Source organism: Archangium violaceum Cb vi76 (assembly GCF_000733295.1).
Lineage (GTDB): Bacteria > Myxococcota > Myxococcia > Myxococcales > Myxococcaceae > Archangium > Archangium violaceum.
The window spans coordinates 29,892-45,425 of record NZ_JPMI01000006.1 but is presented as its reverse complement, the minus strand read 5'-3'; the positions used below and the strand labels follow the sequence as shown (position 1 = coordinate 45,425).

General features: G+C 69.3%; 15 protein-coding genes and 2 tRNA genes. 2 read left to right on the top strand and 15 right to left on the bottom strand.

The annotated features are described in order from the left end of the window. Nucleotide 1: 1 nt before the first annotated feature. From Q664_RS01615 to Q664_RS01590, 6 genes are all read right to left on the bottom strand, one after another. Nucleotides 2–784, bottom strand: coding sequence for an ABC transporter permease (locus Q664_RS01615; RefSeq protein ID WP_043389054.1), 783 nt, complete (start codon nucleotides 782–784; stop codon nucleotides 2–4). Between the two features lie 171 nt (nucleotides 785–955). After that, nucleotides 956–1,030 (bottom strand) — tRNA-Gly (locus Q664_RS01610). 14 nt (nucleotides 1,031–1,044) lie between these two features. Next, nucleotides 1,045–1,119, bottom strand: a tRNA-Gly gene (locus Q664_RS01605). 82 nt (nucleotides 1,120–1,201) lie between these two features. Next, nucleotides 1,202–1,891 (bottom strand): CDP-diacylglycerol--glycerol-3-phosphate 3-phosphatidyltransferase, encoded by a 690-nt coding sequence (pgsA, locus tag Q664_RS01600; RefSeq protein WP_043389051.1) that lies wholly within the window; start codon nucleotides 1,889–1,891, stop codon nucleotides 1,202–1,204. An 11-nt stretch (nucleotides 1,892–1,902) separates the two neighbouring features. Beyond that, nucleotides 1,903–3,408: a tetratricopeptide repeat protein gene (locus tag Q664_RS01595; RefSeq protein WP_043389049.1), complete on the bottom strand. Its 1,506-nt coding sequence runs from the start codon at nucleotides 3,406–3,408 to the stop codon at nucleotides 1,903–1,905. Further along, nucleotides 3,362–4,048, bottom strand: coding sequence for a lytic transglycosylase domain-containing protein (locus Q664_RS01590; RefSeq protein ID WP_043389047.1), 687 nt, complete (start codon nucleotides 4,046–4,048; stop codon nucleotides 3,362–3,364). The genes Q664_RS01595 and Q664_RS01590 overlap by 47 nt, the downstream gene beginning before the upstream one ends. An 87-nt stretch (nucleotides 4,049–4,135) precedes the next feature. Here Q664_RS01590 and nadB point away from each other — a divergent pair, with 87 nt between their 5' ends. Further along, a complete protein-coding gene (nadB, locus tag Q664_RS01585) occupies nucleotides 4,136–5,725 on the top strand; it encodes an L-aspartate oxidase (protein ID WP_043389045.1) in 1,590 nt (529 codons plus the stop codon). Between the two features lie 23 nt (nucleotides 5,726–5,748). Beyond that, on the top strand, nucleotides 5,749–6,345 hold the full coding sequence (locus tag Q664_RS01580) for an LOG family protein (RefSeq protein ID WP_043389042.1): 597 nt from the start codon (nucleotides 5,749–5,751) through the stop codon (nucleotides 6,343–6,345). A 15-nt stretch (nucleotides 6,346–6,360) separates the two neighbouring features. On the opposite strand, the gene Q664_RS01575 is transcribed toward Q664_RS01580, so the two are convergent. The 9 genes from Q664_RS01575 to Q664_RS01535 form a co-directional block, all read right to left on the bottom strand. Beyond that, nucleotides 6,361–6,990, bottom strand: coding sequence for a hypothetical protein (locus tag Q664_RS01575; RefSeq protein ID WP_043389040.1), 630 nt, complete (start codon nucleotides 6,988–6,990; stop codon nucleotides 6,361–6,363). Next, nucleotides 6,987–7,556: an orotate phosphoribosyltransferase gene (gene pyrE / locus Q664_RS01570; protein ID WP_084609462.1), complete on the bottom strand. Its 570-nt coding sequence runs from the start codon at nucleotides 7,554–7,556 to the stop codon at nucleotides 6,987–6,989. Before pyrE ends, Q664_RS01575 begins: the two co-directional genes overlap by 4 nt. Next, nucleotides 7,553–8,419, bottom strand: a complete 867-nt coding sequence (locus Q664_RS01565) for a ParB/RepB/Spo0J family partition protein (RefSeq protein WP_043389128.1) — start codon at nucleotides 8,417–8,419, stop codon at nucleotides 7,553–7,555. The genes pyrE and Q664_RS01565 overlap by 4 nt, the downstream gene beginning before the upstream one ends. An 81-nt stretch (nucleotides 8,420–8,500) precedes the next feature. After that, nucleotides 8,501–9,199, bottom strand: coding sequence for a bactofilin family protein (locus tag Q664_RS01560; RefSeq protein ID WP_043389037.1), 699 nt, complete (start codon nucleotides 9,197–9,199; stop codon nucleotides 8,501–8,503). Nucleotides 9,200–9,202: 3 nt separating this feature from the next. Next, entirely contained in the window at nucleotides 9,203–9,529 is a 327-nt protein-coding gene (locus tag Q664_RS01555) for a bactofilin family protein (protein WP_043389034.1), read from the bottom strand. 48 nt (nucleotides 9,530–9,577) lie between these two features. After that, on the bottom strand, nucleotides 9,578–9,922 hold the full coding sequence (gene bacN / locus Q664_RS01550; protein ID WP_043389032.1) for a bactofilin BacN: 345 nt from the start codon (nucleotides 9,920–9,922) through the stop codon (nucleotides 9,578–9,580). Between the two features lie 66 nt (nucleotides 9,923–9,988). Further along, nucleotides 9,989–10,825, bottom strand: a complete 837-nt coding sequence (locus Q664_RS01545; protein WP_043389029.1) for an alpha/beta hydrolase — start codon at nucleotides 10,823–10,825, stop codon at nucleotides 9,989–9,991. 14 nt (nucleotides 10,826–10,839) lie between these two features. Further along, nucleotides 10,840–12,714, bottom strand: a complete 1,875-nt coding sequence (locus Q664_RS01540) for a tetratricopeptide repeat protein (protein ID WP_043389027.1) — start codon at nucleotides 12,712–12,714, stop codon at nucleotides 10,840–10,842. A gap of 20 nt (nucleotides 12,715–12,734) precedes the next feature. Then, on the bottom strand, nucleotides 12,735–15,236 hold the full coding sequence (locus Q664_RS01535) for an ATP-binding protein (RefSeq protein WP_043389024.1): 2,502 nt from the start codon (nucleotides 15,234–15,236) through the stop codon (nucleotides 12,735–12,737). Nucleotides 15,237–15,534: the final 298 nt, after the last annotated feature.

Genomic DNA, 15,534 nt, shown 5'->3' with positions numbered 1-15,534 from the left:
ACTAGATGGACTCCGCGAAATCCTCACGCCGCGACTCGAAGATCCACGAGGCGGTCCAGAGCAGCCCCACCGAAGCCACCGCCAACGACAGCAGCGGCAGCCCATCCGGCAACCGGTGCTCGTAGAAGATGGCCTGGTACGAGGTGATGAGGATGGCCAGGGGGTTGGCCAGGGTGAGCAGGGTCCGAGCCTCCGCGTTGGCGATGGTGCTGGCCTGATAGAGCACCGGCGTGGCGAAGAACCCGAGCGTGAGCAGGTTCTGCACGATGTGCTGCAGGTCGCGGAACGTCACGTTGACGGCGGAGACGATGTAGACGAGCCCCAGGGTGAAGACGAGCTGGATGGCGACCACCAGTGGGAAGGCCACGATGTGCCAGGTGGGCCACACGCCATAGAACGCCCCCAACACCAGCATGAGCGGCAGCGACAGGACGTAGTTGACCAGGTTGGTGGCCACCACCGTGGTGGGCAGCACCTGCGCCGGGAAGCGCACCTTGGTCATCAAATCCCGCCGATCACTGATAGTGCTCGCCCCAGCGCCCACGGAACTGGAGAACCAGATCCACGGCAGCAGGCCCACGAACATGAAGAAGGCGTAGTTCGGGATGTTCTGCCGCATCACCACGGTGAAGAGCAGCGCGTACACCAGCATGTGAAGGGTCGGGTTCAGGAACGTCCAGAAGAACCCGAGGATAGAACCGCGGTAGCGGGCCTTCAGCTCGCGCTGAACGAGGCTGATGAGCAACCCCCGGTATTGGTACAGCTCACGAAAATGGCGAATCATGGGGCGGCCTTCATATAGCAGGCCAGAATGAGGAAGCGAGGCAGGCGGACACACGGGCGCTCGTCCATCTCCTCCTGCGCTGACACCTTCAGCCGATGAAGGGGATGTAGACCAGGCCCGTCCCATCCCGGAAAACAAAAAAGCTCCCTGGCTTCCCAGGGAGCTTTTTTCTGGAGCGGGAAAAGGGATTTGAACCCTCGACCCTCGCCTTGGCAAGGCGATGCTCTACCGCTGAGCTATTCCCGCATCAGAGGAGTGTGTGGAGCGGGAAAAGGGATTTGAACCCTCGACCCTCGCCTTGGCAAGGCGATGCTCTACCGCTGAGCTATTCCCGCGTCACTCGTCCTGATTGCTCCCGGCGTTGCCTCGCGGCGACGTCGAAAGCGAGGGGGGATATACAATCCGCTCCCAGGTGCGTCAAGCGTTCTGTGCGTCGGTTCCGCTCCCCCGTCTGGCCAGCATGGAGAGGAAGGCGCGGAAGTACACGACGGCGCTCCACACCGAGAACGCCCCCGACAAGTAGACCAACAACTGGCCCACCTTGTTGAAGTCCACGGGCGCCCCGTAGAAGCCCACGTCGATGACGTGCTCGTAGTGCACGCACAGTGAGATGATGCCCACCAGCTGGAGGGAGGTCTTCCACTTGCCCTCCTGTCCGGCGGCGATGACCATGCCCTCGCTCGCCGCGATGGTGCGCAGGCCGCTGACGATGAACTCGCGCGCCAGCAGCACGATGACGACCCAGGCGGAGATGCGCCCCAGCCGCACCATCATCACCAGGGCGGCCATGGCGATGAGCTTGTCGGCCAGCGGATCCATGAACTTGCCCACCACGGTGATGAGGTTCCAGCGGCGCGCCAGGTAGCCGTCCACCACGTCGGTGATGGAGGCCACGGCGAACACCGCGGCCGCCAGCAGCGAGGAGAGCGGATCCGCGTCGTAGGTGAGCCAGACGAAGACGGGGATGAGGAAGATGCGGCCCAACGTCAGGATGTTGGGGAGGTTCCAGAACTCCTGGACGAGCACGCTCGGCTGGCGCGCCGCCCGACGCCGCGCCCGCTCCTCTTTCTTCTGCTTCCTCCGCAACGCACGCTCAGCTCGATCCATGGCGGGGCCTTCTACCGGACTGGCAGGGCGATGAGGGCAAATCCTTCACCGCTCAGTTCCACGGCGACACGGGGAGCGTCCTCCGCTCCCAGCAGCGACACCACTCGGGGCGACACCTTGCCCTGCCAGCCCACCAGGTGGGACAGGGGGACCGTCACCGGCGTCTCCTGCGCCACGAACACCGAGCGCAACGTCCCGCCCAGGCTCAGCACCACCCTGCCCTGCCCTCGCAGGTGCACCAGGTTCAGGTCCGACGCCATCTCCGAGGGCACCCTGCCATTCTCGAAGGCCACCGCCTCCTCGAAGGCGAAGAGGCACTCCTCGCGCACGTAGGCGCTCACGTCCCCCAGGTCCACCGCCAGGAAGGAGCGTGACGCGGGCGGCTCGAGGAAGAGCATCCCCTGGCCACTGGCGCGCACGAAGCGGCCCGGGCCGTCGCCGAAGGGCTCATCCGTGGGCCGGCCCCGGAAGCGCTTCACCTCCGGGTGGAACTGGATCTGCCCGGTATAGGCCACCAGCCCCTCCAACCGCGTGAGCAGCTCGCCCTCCACGCGCGCGGAGAAGCCGCCATTGCCCACCCGGAAGGGCTGAGCCTGGCTCGCCAGCGCCAGCGCGGGCACCAGCTCCGCCAGCATGGGCACGTCCGCTCCCGGCCGGAAGGCACCGACCCGCGACGGCAGCTCGGGAACGGCCTCATCCAATGACTGCGGCAGCGGCTCGCTCGGCGTCACCGCCTGGGATGTCTCCGCGAAGCCCGCTTCCGACTCCGCCTCGACGGAGTCCGCCCGGGTCCGCGCCTGAGCGCCGGCCGCGCCTGGCGAGCTCTCGGTGAGGGCACCGGGCCCCTCGTCCTCGGCGAACCGCAGGTCGTCCGGATCCTCCGCCGGCGCGGGCTTCGGCGCGGCGGAAGGCGTCTCGTCCAGGCCGAACTGCGTGCCCCACTCCCCTTCCACGGGAGCCAGCGGACGCGGGGGGGGCGTGGGAGCCCGGGGAACGACGGGCATGGACCTGGAGGGCCGGAGGACCCTCTCCCCCGCGATGGCCTTGGCCATCTTCTCCGCCATCGCCTCGCTGCCCGCCTTGACGAAGTGCTCGCGGGCGCGGCCGTACTCCCCGGCCTGCGCCAGGGCCAGCCCCAGGTAGTTGTGCGCCTTCTGGTGATCGGGCTGCAGGTCCGTCGCGGCCTCGAACTCACGCATCGCGCGCTGCAGGGCGTTCGTCTTCAGGTACACGAGGCCCAGGTTGACGCGCAGCGTGGCGTCCACCGGGTTGTCGCGCACCAGTGCTTCGTAGATCTCCGCCGCCCGATCGAAGAGGCCCAGCTTGAAGTAGGCCAGCCCGAGCAGGTTGCGGCCCTTCTCGTTCCTGGGTTGGAGCTGGTGGGCCCGCTCGAGCAGTTGACGCGCCTCGGGCACGCGGCCCTGAGCCAGCAACTCCCCCCCCTGATAGAGCTGCTTGAGGAACTCCTCGTCAACGGGGCTCTTCTGCCCCCGCCCCGTCACGCGCGTCGTCGCCATCGGAATCCGTCCCGCGGGGCTCGTCCTTCGTGAGCCGTTCGCGCTCTTTATAATGGTAGTAGAGCTGGAGCACCTTGCGAACGTACGCCTGCGTCTCCGCGTACGGCGGTACCTGGCCCCCATACTTGCGCACGGCCTCCGGGCCCGCGTTGTACGCGGCCACCATCTTCACCATGTCCCCGTTGAAGAGGTTGGCCAGCACGCGCAGGTAGCGCACCCCACCCTCGATGTTGTCCCGGGTGTCGAAGATGTCCTTCACGTACATCTCCGAGGCCGTCGCCGGCATGAGCTGCATCAGCCCGCTGGCGCCCTTGGGGGACAGCGCGTTGGAGTTGAAGTTGCTCTCCGTGTGCATGATGGCCCGCACCAGCGCGGTGGGGATGCGGTAGCGCTCGGCGGCCTTGACGATGTGCGGCTCGAGCTCCGCCGGCGTGCGCGACCGGCCCCTCACGGGAGCGGTGGGCGCGGGCGCCTCGCTGAAGGTGCCCTTGAGCTTGCTCGCCTTCTTGGCGCCGCCGGGCGGGACGTTCGTGTAGACGATGGTCCCGTCCTTCTCCACGTACCGGTAGATGCCCTCCGCCTGGGCTCCCAGGGGGGCAAGCAACAACGCGGGCAGCAGCAGGAAGGAAATGGCTCGCATATCGGCCCCCCAACCTTAGATCCCCCGCCAAAAGTCCTCAAGAAATCGCCTTGTTTCCGGCACTTACAGCCATTAAGGGGCTGACACATGCCCCATCGGTTCGACTTCCTGGTTTTGGGCGGTGGTGTGGCCGGTCTCTCGCTGGCCCTCCAGGCGGCCCGGCACGGCACCGTCGCGGTCCTCACCAAGAGGGACAGGCACGAGGGCAACACGGCCTATGCCCAGGGAGGCATCGCCAGCGTGCTGTCGCCCACGGACTCCTTCGAGGCGCACATCAAGGACACCCTGGAGGCCGGTGCCGGCATCAACCACCTGGACGCGGTGGAGGTGACGGTGCGCGAGGGCCCCGAGCGCATCCGGGAGTTGGTGCAGCTGGGGGCGGATTTCAACCGGCGGGCCACGGGCGAGTTCGACCTGACGCGCGAGGGCGGGCACTCCCAGCGCCGCATCATCCACTCGGGCGACATCACCGGGCGCGAGGTGCAGCGGGCGCTGATGGACGCCTGTGACGAGCAGCCCAACATCACCTTCTTCCAGAACACCTCGGCCATCGATCTGATCCTGGATCGAAAGGCGGGCCCGGGCACTCCGGGCCGGTGCCTGGGGGTGTACGCGCTCACGGCCGAGGGCCACATCGAGCGTTTCCTGGGAAAGGTGACGGTGCTGGCCACGGGAGGGGCGGGCAAGGTGTACCTCTACACCTCCAACCCGGACGTGGCCACGGGTGACGGCGTGGCCATGGCGTACCGGGCGGGGGCCGAGGTGGCCAACATGGAGTTCTACCAGTTCCACCCCACCTGCCTGTACCACCCGGAGGCCAAGAGCTTCCTCATCAGCGAGGCGCTGCGCGGCGAGGGCGGCAAGCTGCGGCTGCGCAACGGTCAGCAGTTCATGGACCGCTACCACCGGATGGGCGAGCTGGCCCCGCGCGACGTGGTGGCGCGAGCCATCGACGCGGAGCTCAAGCGCACCGGTGACGACAGCGTCTTCCTGGACATGACGCACCTGGGGCGCGCCTTCATCATGGAGCGCTTCCCCAACATCTACACCACGTGCAAGGCCTTCAACATCGACATGGCCGTGCAGCCCATCCCCGTGGTGCCCGCGGCCCACTACATGTGCGGCGGCGTGGTGACGGACCTGTACGGCCGCACCAACGTGCCGGGCCTCTACGCCATCGGCGAGGTGGCCCACACCGGCCTGCACGGCGCCAACCGGCTCGCCTCCAACTCGCTGCTGGAGGGGCTCGTCTTCGGCCACCGCGCCGCCGCCATCTGCGCCGAGGAGCTCCGCGCCCTCTCCCCGCTCAAGGAGGATCCTCCCGAGTGGGACGAGGGCAGCGCGGTGGCCTCGGACGAGAGCGTCGTGGTCACCCACAACTGGGATGAGATCCGCCGCCTCATGTGGAACTACGTGGGCATCGTCCGCACGGACAAGCGGCTGATGCGGGCACGCCGCCGGCTGGAGCTGCTGCGCGAGGAGATCCGCGACTACTACTGGCGCTTCAAGGTGACGCGCGATGTGATCGAGCTGCGCAACATCTGCGAGGTGGCCAGCCTGATCGTCGACTGCGCCAGCCGGCGCAAGGAGAGCCGCGGCCTGCACTTCACGCTGGACTACCCCAACACGGACGAGCACCACTGGAAGCAGGACACCGTCGTCCGCCGTGAGCTGTGAGCGCCCTGGAGGAACGTCCCGAAATGGAACTGAAATCGGTCTGTGTCTTCTGTGGCTCGCGGATGGGAGCCCGGCCGGAGTACCTCGAGGGGGCCAGGGCCCTGGGCACGGAAATCGCCCGGCGGGGGCTCACCCTCGTCTACGGCGGCACCAGCGTGGGGTTGATGGGCGCGATGGCGGACGCGGCCCTCGCGCAGGGGGGCAAGGTGGTGGGCGTGCTGCCCCAGTTCTTCCTGAGCGAGCGGGAGCGCGCCCACAAGGGGCTCACCGAGCTGCACCTGGTGGACTCCATGCACACGCGCAAGGCGAAGATGGCCCAGCTCTCGGACGCCTTCATCGCCATGCCCGGCGGCGTGGGCACCTTCGAGGAGCTCTTCGAGATCACCACCTGGGCCCAGCTCGGCCTCCACCACAAGCCCATCGGCCTGCTCAACGTGGCGGACTTCTACGGGCCGCTGCTGGCGATGATGCGGCGCGCGGTGGACGAGGGCTTCATCCCCGAGGCACGCGCTCAACCCTTCGCCTGCGAGACCTCGCCGACCGCGCTGTTGGAGCAGCTCCAGCGGGCCGGGCAGCCGCTCGCGCCGGACAAGCCGGTGCTGCGGCCCGATCAGACCTGAGACACCGGGGGCACGTCAGCGCGCGTGCACCCGCATCTCCACCTTGCCGAGCGACGAGGCCATGCGCAGCACCACGTGCCCCATGGCCTCGGAGATGACGGGCCTGCCATCCGGGTAGGCGGCGGGGAAGCGCACGCGGTAGCCCACCCAGAAGGTGCCCATGTACGGGTAGAAGGAGCGCATCTCCAGGTCCGCGCGCCCCACCCGCTCCACGCTCACGGGCTTCAGCTCGCCCGCGGGCGTCACCATCACCAGGTTCCAGATGGACGACGGACGGTCGAAGTCCTCGTAGCGGTAGTTGAAGACGTGCACGCCGAGGAAGAACTCGTTCGTCCTGGCCGCCTCCGCGAACTCCTGGGTGAGGATCTCCTGCACGCGCTCCTGCGTCAGGGCCTTGAAGGAGCCCTCGCGGCGCACGCGGGCCTCGCGGAAGGACTGCGTCTGCAGCGTGGCCGCGGCGAACATCACCGTGTCGAAGCCCGCGTAGAGCTCGGCGCGATCCGTGTACTTCTCCAGCACCGACTGGTAGCTGAGCTCCCGTTTCTCGTCCTTGAAACCGGGCGGCGGATCTCCCAGCGTGGGAGGCGTCGAGACACAGCCCGCGAGCGCCATCATCAGCGCGCCGAGCCGCAACTGCATCTTCATGGAATGAAGTCCTTGCGGGTGTACAGGGTGAAGAGCCGGTGTCCGGCGGCCTCGACCGCCTCGCGTCCGCCCTCCAGTCTATCCACCAACGCGAACGCCCCAAGCACCCGGAGTCCTTCCAGTTGAGCCCGCTCGATTGCCTTGAGCGTGGAGGCGCCCGTGGTCACCACGTCCTCCAGGATGGCCACCGGTGCTCCGGGAGCGAGCGCCTTCATGCCCTCGAGCCACTGGCCGGTGCCATGGCCCTTGGGCTCCTTGCGGACGATGAAGGCATGCAGGGGCGTGCCCGACAGGTAGCTCGTCAGGCTGACGGCCGACGCGAGCGGATCCGCGCCCAGCGTCAGCCCGCCCACCGCCACGGCCTCGGAGGCCTCGCGCCGCACGGCCTGCAGCAACAGCCGGCCGATGAGGAAGTGCCCCTCGGCCAGCAGCGCGGTGCGCTTGCAGTCGATGTAGAAGTCCGACTCCTTGCCGGACGACAGCACCACCTTGCGCCGCTCGAAGGAGCGCTCGGTGAGCACCTCCAACAAACGGGCCCTGTCCCGCGCGAGGGCGTCCACCGTCACAGGCGCTCCAGCCAGGCCACGAGATCCGAGGAGTAGCGCAGCTGGGTGAGCAGCTCCTGCTTCCGCGTCTCATCCAGGTCCGCGAACACGTCCGCCAGCAGCGCGAGATCCTGGTTGATATCCACCAGCCGCTGGGTGGCCTCGGCGGCCAGCTCGTCCGCGTCGACCTCCTCGTCCACCGTCTCGGAGGCCAGCGACTCGTCGGGGGACACCAGCGCCTTGTCCAGCATGTCCCGGGCGATGGGCGTCAGCCGCCCCTCGGCCTCGAGCCGCGCCTTCAGGGACTCCAGATCCTCCGGGTCCACCGGCGAGGCGTGGATGGCCGAGGCCAACGCCATCAGCAGCGCGTCCTCGTCCGACAGGTCCGTGTGCAGGCGGGCCAGCACCCGGTCCCGCTTGAGGAACCGCATCGCCGCCACCCGGCGGAAGCCGGAGATGATCTGGAAGCGGTCCGGCGGCTTGAAGCGCACGTCCACCGGGAAGAGCTGTCCCAGCCGCGCCAGATCGGTGGCCAGTGCGGACAGATCTCCCGGCGGGCGGATCTGGAAGGTGGTGTCCTCGTCGATCCGTTCCAGGGGAATATGCGCGGGAGCCACATGCCCCCGGCGGCGCGGCGCCACGGCTTCCATCCCCTCGGGAGGAATCGCGGACTGCGCGCTCTCTGACTGCTCATTGCCCCGCGCCCCACCCTCCTGCTGCTCGGAGGTGGCGGCCTGGGCGGTCTCGGACGCGGAGGCCTCCGCCGTCCCCTCCTCCCTGGAGGAAACGGCGGACGACTCGGGAGCGGACTCCCCGGGCGACGACTCCTCGGCCGGGGTGCTCGGCTTCGCGTCCACCTCGTCGATTCTGTTCTCGGCGTTCATGGCGTTCATCGGCACCCTTGGATCGGCCCGTCGTAGCGCCGGGACGGCGGTGCGGTGGCGTACGAGCGCCACCACAACGCTTTAACGACCCTTCTTCTTCACCACGACCTTCTTCCTGGCGGCCTCGGCCACGGTCGGCGGGACCGGTGCGGCGACCGGCGGCCGGGGAGGCTCGGGGCGGGTAGGCTCGGCGGTCCTGGCCGCGGGCGGCGCAGGGGGTGCCGGGCGGGTCGCCGCCGGAGCGGGCGGAGGCGCCGGACGAGCCGGAGCCGCGGCCGGACGGGCCTGGGCAGCGGGAGCGGCCGGCGGCGTGGGACGCGCACCCGGCAGCGCCGGACGGGCCGGAGCGGCGCCCGGACGCACCGCGGGACGCACGGTGGCGCCAGTCGGACGCGGCAGGGCCGAGCGATCAGACGGCATGCGGCCCGGTTCCACCTCACCCATGTCCACGCGGCCGCGGAAGCTCGCACCATCCACGATGATCACGCGGGGGGCGTGGATGTCGCCCACCATGCGGCCCTCGCGGGTGAGCTCCACGCTCTCGGTGGCGTTGATGTTGCCCACCACCACGCCGCTCACGATGGCGTTCTTCACCGCCACGTTCGCCTTCACCACGCCCGTGGGCTCCACGATGAGGGTGCGGCTCAGCGTGAGCTCGCCCTCCACGCGGCCGCGCACGGTCAGATCCTCATCACCCGTCAGCTTGCCGCTGATGAGGATGGACTGACCGACCACGGTGTTGTTGACGGCCCCAGGGGCCAGTTCCTTCGCAGTGGCCAAGGATCAGCGCTCCTTCGGAATGTCCATGTCGACGTTGCCCTTGAAGGAGGCACCATCGGCGATGAGGATGCGCGGGGCCTTGATGTCGCCCACCACGCGGCAATCCGTCTTCAGCTCCACCTTGTCCGAGGCCGCGATGTTGCCCGTGACCCGGCCGGCGATCTCCACGTTCTGCGTCTCGATGTCGGCCTCGACCACGCCGCTCCCCTCGACGAAGAGGCTCTCCTTCAAGGAGATCTTCCCCTTCACCGTGCCCTGGATGACCAGGTCCTCGTCGCCGGAGATCTCACCATCGATGACAATGCTCGAACCAATGACCGTATTCGCCATGAGTGTTGTCCACCCCTCCCGAAGGGTGCTGCGGGCCCGGGGGCCCGTTTAGATGTCGTCCGGCAGCTTCACGTCCATCTCGATGGAGCCGTTGAACACCGCTCCATCTTCGATGACCACGCGCGGGGCCTTGATGTCCCCCGCGACCTTCGCCGAGGCGTTGATGGCCACCCGGCCCGAGGCGTCGATGTTGCCGCTCGCCTCGCCGTTGATGGTCAGCTCCTCCGCGCGGATGTCCGCCTGAACCTTGCCCGTGCCCTCGATGGTCAGGTGGTTCTTCAGGGCGATCTGCCCCTCCACCCGTCCCTCGATGATGAGGTCCCCACCACCCGTCAGATTGCCCCGGATGATGATGCCCTTGCCGATGATGCCCGTCTGCTCGCCCTGTGCCATGCGGTGACCCTCGGAAAAGCGCCCTCGCGATAACGAAGTTTGCTCTGTAAGGAATTTGAACCTACGTCAGAGATGCGCGGAGATCCAGTTGGAGATATCGCCCTGGACCACCTCTTTGCCGAGCTCGTTGAGCGGCTCGTGGCGCATCCCCGGATACACCTTGTACACCTTGTCCTTGGAGCCAACGGCCTCGAAGAAGGCACGTCCGGTCTCCACACTCGCCACGCCGTCCTCCGCTCCGCTGAGCAGGAAGAGCGGCACCTTCACCTCCGGGGCGAGCGTCATCACCCGGGCCTGGGCCTCGGTGGACTGGATGAACCAGCGCGGGGTCACGATGTGATTGTAGAGGGGGTCCTGACGTACCGCCTCCTGCACCGCCTCGTCCCGGCTCAGATCCTTGGGCGTGAGCTCCGTCTTGATGGGCATCCACGGAAGGACCCGGCCCACCGCCCGGGCGGCCACGAGCTTCAGCGCCGGCGGCGTGATGGCGAGCTTGAAATAAGGTGCTGACAGCACCATGCCGCTCACGCCCTGGAGGCCGCCGCGCCCCAACAGGTGCACCGACATCAGGCCGCCATGGCTGTGCGCGAGCACGAAGACCTTGCGCCCACCGGCCGCGCTCCGCACCCGCTCCCAGAAGGCCGCCAGGTCATCCAGGTAATCAGGCCAGCTGGCGCAGAAGCCGCGGCGCCCATCGGCGCGGCCATGGCCCCGGTAGTCGAAGCCGTGCACGGCGAAGCCCTGGGCCGTGAGGGCGTCGAACGTCGTGCGGTAGCGGCCGATGTGATCTCCGTAGCCGTGCACCACCGCCACGTGCGCGCGGGGTTCATCCGGCTGCTCGGACATCCAGTACAGCCGCAGCCCGTCCTTCCCGGTGAAGAAACCCTCGTCGAAGCGCGCCATAGGATGCGGGGACATTAGCGATCCGCGGCACCCGTGGATAGCAACTTCAGCTTGCGCTCGAGGAGCACCCGTTGATCCGGCGGGTCGGCGGCCTCCGGATTGAGGGCCAGCACCTCGAGCGCACGCCGCCAGGCCCCCGCCGCGTCACCGGGCCGGGACACGCGCTGGTAGGCATCTCCCAGGTGTTCGAGGATGACGGGCTCCTCGGGTTCCAGCTCCGCCGCCCGCTCCAGCGACTGCAGCGCGCGCGGGTAGTCGCCCCGCTGGAAGTGGATCCACCCCAGCGAGTCGAGGAAGGAGCCGGTGTCCGGGCGCAGCTGGAGCGCGCGCCGCACCAACCGCTCCGCCTCGGCGAAGTCCCGGCCGCGCTGGGCCAGCACGTAGCCGATGAAGTTCATGGCCGCGGCATGCTCCGGGTCCAACTCGAGCACACCGCGCATGCTGGTGATGGCCCCCTCCTCGTCCCCCCGCGCGAGCAGCACGTTGGCGAGCACGTAGCGCAGGGCCGGCTCGCGAGGCTCCCGCGAGATGGCCGTCCGCAGCAGGCCCACGGCCTCGGCGGAGCGCTTCTGGCGCTGCAGGGTGGAGGCGAGCGCCTCGTACAGCTCCGCGGACGGCTTGCGCTCGAGGGCCTCCTTCAGCATGGCCACGGCGCGCTCGGGCTCGCCGGCGCGCTCCTGGGCCCGGGCCTGGTGCACCCACAGCTCCGCGTCGTCGGGATGCTCGGCCAGGGCCTCGCGCAGCAGGGCGAGCGCTGTCTCATGCTCTCCCGCCTGCGAGAGACAGACGGCGCGGCGGGCGCGCGCCTCGGGGAAGAGCTCGGAGGTGAGGGGCACCTCGGCGTAGGCGATGGCGGCCGCGTCGAAGTGGCGCAGCCGCTCGTGCACCAGGCCCGCGTAGTAGGAGATGCGGGGCGACGCTCCCCTCCCCTTCCGCGCGGCGTCCAATACCTCCACGGTGGAGGTGGGATCCTTCGCGGACAGGAAGGCCAGCGCCACCCGCACGGTGAGCTCCGGATCCGAGGAGATCGACAGCAACCGATCGAAGTACGCCCGCGCCCGCACCGGCGAACCGAGCCTCAGTGCGAGCCGGCCAGCGCTCATCAACACCGCCTGGTTGTCGGGATCCCTCTCCAGGGTCCGCGCCAGGGCCTCCTCGGCATCGGAGAGCTGCCCCGCCTTCTCGTGGAGCTGCGCGAGCACGGTGAGCGACTCCACGTCACCGGGGTCGCGCTCGATGGCCCGCGCCAACAGGTGCCCGGCCCGCGTGGAATCGCCCCGCTCGGCCAGTGCCAGCCCGAGGCGCCGGAAACCGGAGGCCTCGCCGGGCAGCGCCGCCGCCAGCGCCTCCACCACCTTCACGGCCTGCTCGTTCGAGCGGCCATCCAGGTAGAGCTGCGCGAGGACGAGGTAGGCCTCCGGCTCGCGGGGCTTGAGCTGGATGGCGCGGCGCAGGTGCATCCGGGCGCGCGCGGGCTTGCCGGCCTCCATCAGCACACGCCCCAGCATCAGCCGGCCGGCGTAGTGCGCCGGGTAGACCTTCACCACGCGCCGCAGCTCGCGCTCGGCCTTCGTCAGATCGCCCAGGCGCGCGTACTCCTCGCCCAGCTGCGTGAGCAGGTGCGGGTTGTTCTCGTCCGTGGCGAGCGCCAGCCGCAGGGAGTCCACCGCCCCCCGGTGCTGGCCCTGGAGGCTCAACAGCTTCGCCCGGAGGTAGTGGGCATAGCTGGCGGGCGAGGACATGCCCTCGTCCTGGGCCCCCGCGGAGATGGCCTCGCGCATGGCCTGGGTGTCCACCTTGGGCCGGCGCGAGGCGGGCGCCGCGACCGCACCCAGCCCCACGAGGGCCAGGAGCGGTACGGCTCGGGTGAGGAGTCGACTCGGGCGCACGTCCCGAGTCTAACCCGGGCCTAGAGCTTCGGCACGGGGGGCGGCGCGCCCAGCCGCTCCAGGATGCGCTCCACCGGCTCGCTGTCGTGGCTCACGTCCGCCACCGCCGAGCGGTACTCCATCCCTGTGTGCTTCTCGACATCCGGCAGCAACCGGCCGATGACGTTGCGTCCCGCTTCAACATTGCACTCGGGCAGGACGACGGCGAGCACCCCCTCGCCCATGTGGCCAAGGATGTCCTGGGTGCGCAGGCGCGCGCGCATCACGTCCGGAATCCCGCGCAGCGCCTCGTCGAGCACGGGGCGATCCGGGCGGAGCACCGCGAGGCTCACCGGACGGCTGTAGCGCCGCCCACGGCTCACCTCGTGGTCCAGGCGCAGCATGAGGCCGCGCCGGTCGTAGACGCCCGTGAGGGGATCGTTCCCACTGCGGCGAATGAGCGAGGAGGTGCGCTCCAGCTCGTTCTCGGCCTTGCGCAGCTTGAGGGCGCGCTCGGTGCGGCCCAGCAGCTCCATGGCGTTGAAGGGCTTGCTCATGTAGTCCACCGCGCCGAGGTTGAGCGCGCGGACCTTGTCGGCCACGCCCTGGTGGGCGGACAGCAGGATGACGGGGATGTTGGCGGTGTCCGAGGAGGACTTGAGCGCCACCGCGGCGTCCAGACCGTCCAGCTTGGGCAGGAAGACGTCCATCACCACCAGGTCCGGCTTGGACGTGCGCGCCCGCGCCAGGCCCTCGGCGCCGTCGCGCGCCACGTCCACGCGGTAGCGCGAGCGCAGCACCTCCACCAGCACCGCGGCGATCTCCGGCTCGTCCTCCACCACCAGCACGCGCGGCTGCTCGGCCGTCTCCTTGGCCGGGAGGTTCTGCACGGCGCGGGAGACCTCCTGCGCCAGCGGCAGGGTGAAGATGAACGCGGCGCCACCCTCGGGCGGGGCCTCGGCCCAGATCTCTCCGCCGTGAAGCTCCACGAACTCCTTGCAGATGGCGAGCCCCAGGCCCGTACCACCCCCGCCCTTGGCACCGCTGCGGTAGCGGTCGAAGACGAGCGGCAGCTCCTCGGGCGGAATGCCCTTGCCGTCGTCCTGCACCACGATGCGCGCCACGTCTCCGTCCGGGCGCGGCAGCCGCGAGGCCTTCACCACCACCTCGCCCGCGTCCTGCGCGTGGTGGATGGCGTTGGTGATGAGGTTCTGCAACACCTCGTGCAGCTTCAGCTCATCACCGATGAGCATCATGATCTCGCTGGTCTCGGCCCGCAGGGCCACGCCCCGCTCGGCGGCGAGGATCTCCAGCTCGGTGACGCTCTCCTTGCAGAGCGTCGAGATGTCCAGCACGCGCGGCTCGATGGACAGGCGCGCCACGTCGCCCTTGCCCCGCTCCAGCAGCGACTCGACGAGGCCGAGGATCTTCCGGCCCTGGCGGATCATCGCCTCGGCGGACTGCTTCTGCTGCGGATCCAACCCGCCCTCGAGCAGCAGCCGGCCATGGCCCAGCAGCACCTGCAACGGCGCGCGCAGGTCATGGCTGCACACGGCGATGATCTCGTCCTTGAGCCGGTTGAGATCCTTGAGGCGGCGGTTGGCCTCGGTCAGCTCGCGGTAGCGCTCCACGTAGGCCAGCTCGAGCTCGTCGCGCTTCTTCTTGAGAGCGGTGTGCAAGCGGGCGTTGCGGATGCAGTTGGCCAGCGCCGCCGCCACCGCCTGGGCGAACTCCTGCTCGTCCCGGCCGAAGCCCTCGGAGCCCCGGGACATGCGCAGGAAGAGCGCCCCGAGCAGCTCATCCGAGCACACCAGCGGCTGCACGAGGATGGAGCGCACCCCGAGCGACGTCATGGTGGGGCGCACCTCGGCCATCAGCGGATCCCGCTGGGCCTCCTCCACCAGCACCGGCTGGCGCGTCTCCAGCGCGCGGCGCAGCTCGGGGTAGCGCGCCAGGTCCACGTCCAGCGACAGGCCCGGATCCTCCAGCGTGGCCACCACGCTCGCGGTGCGCGAGTTGACGTCCTCCACCAGCACCACCGAGCACCGGTCGGCGTTGATGACGGCGCCCACCTTCTCCACCGCGAGGCGGAGGATCTGCTCCAGCTCCAGCGAGCTGGTGGCGGCCTGGGTGATCTCCAGCAGCCGCTCCATGCGGTTGCGCGTGCGCTCCATCACCCGCCGCTCACGCAGCGCCGAGTCCAGCCGGGAGCTGAGCTCCTCGAGGCTGCGGACCCACTCGTCCACGGGCAGCTTGCGCAGCACCTCCGAGCGCGAGCGCGTCAGGTCCGCCAGCACGCGCACCTCGCGCAGCCGGGACTCCTGACGCACGGCGCTGAGCGCCTCGGTGGCCTTCTTGCCGGTGGCGGACATGAGCACCGCGTCCGGCCGCAACGACTCGGCCAGGCTCGCCAGCTCCTGCATGTCCTCGGTGATGGCCCACTGGTAGCCACTGACGGACAGGTGCGCGAGCAGCGCCTCGCTGCCCTCCTTCGCGCCGATCACCAGGACGCGGCCACGTGACTCCGCGAGTTCCGCTCTCACGAGCGCCCCCGCTGTGCCTGGCCTTGCATGGTCGTGTAGAGAGACCGGAAAAATTTCAAGAAAGCGTCAACCTTCATGCGCGGTTCCGAATCATGCCGCTGAAGCTGCCCGGGGGCCAGCGTGTCGGACTCAGGGGGTCCCGGCAAGAATTGTGAGGCGGGTACCCCCGCGTATACTCGGCTCCCGTGCGACTTCCGCGACTCCCGCTGTCCCCCTCCCCCCCTGCGCTCCCTCCTGCTGACGGCCCTCCTCGGGGCTGGCGCGGCCGGGGCACAGGGGTCCGCCGCGCCCACCGCGC

Excerpts from the sequence above, each read along its gene's own strand:
- Q664_RS01615 (WP_043389054.1), bottom strand. The coding sequence starts at position 784 with ATGATTCGCCATTTTCGTGAGCTGTACCAATACCGGGGGTTGCTCATC.
- pgsA (WP_043389051.1), bottom strand. The coding sequence starts at position 1,891 with ATGGATCGAGCTGAGCGTGCGTTGCGGAGGAAGCAGAAGAAAGAGGAG.
- Q664_RS01595 (WP_043389049.1), bottom strand. The coding sequence starts at position 3,408 with ATGGCGACGACGCGCGTGACGGGGCGGGGGCAGAAGAGCCCCGTTGAC.
- Q664_RS01590 (WP_043389047.1), bottom strand. The coding sequence starts at position 4,048 with ATGCGAGCCATTTCCTTCCTGCTGCTGCCCGCGTTGTTGCTTGCCCCC.
- nadB (WP_043389045.1), top strand. The coding sequence starts at position 4,136 with ATGCCCCATCGGTTCGACTTCCTGGTTTTGGGCGGTGGTGTGGCCGGT.
- Q664_RS01580 (WP_043389042.1), top strand. The coding sequence starts at position 5,749 with ATGGAACTGAAATCGGTCTGTGTCTTCTGTGGCTCGCGGATGGGAGCC.
- Q664_RS01575 (WP_043389040.1), bottom strand. The coding sequence starts at position 6,990 with ATGAAGATGCAGTTGCGGCTCGGCGCGCTGATGATGGCGCTCGCGGGC.
- Q664_RS01565 (WP_043389128.1), bottom strand. The coding sequence starts at position 8,419 with ATGAACGCCGAGAACAGAATCGACGAGGTGGACGCGAAGCCGAGCACC.
- Q664_RS01555 (WP_043389034.1), bottom strand. The coding sequence starts at position 9,529 with ATGGCGAATACGGTCATTGGTTCGAGCATTGTCATCGATGGTGAGATC.
- bacN (WP_043389032.1), bottom strand. The coding sequence starts at position 9,922 with ATGGCACAGGGCGAGCAGACGGGCATCATCGGCAAGGGCATCATCATC.
- Q664_RS01545 (WP_043389029.1), bottom strand. The coding sequence starts at position 10,825 with ATGGCGCGCTTCGACGAGGGTTTCTTCACCGGGAAGGACGGGCTGCGG.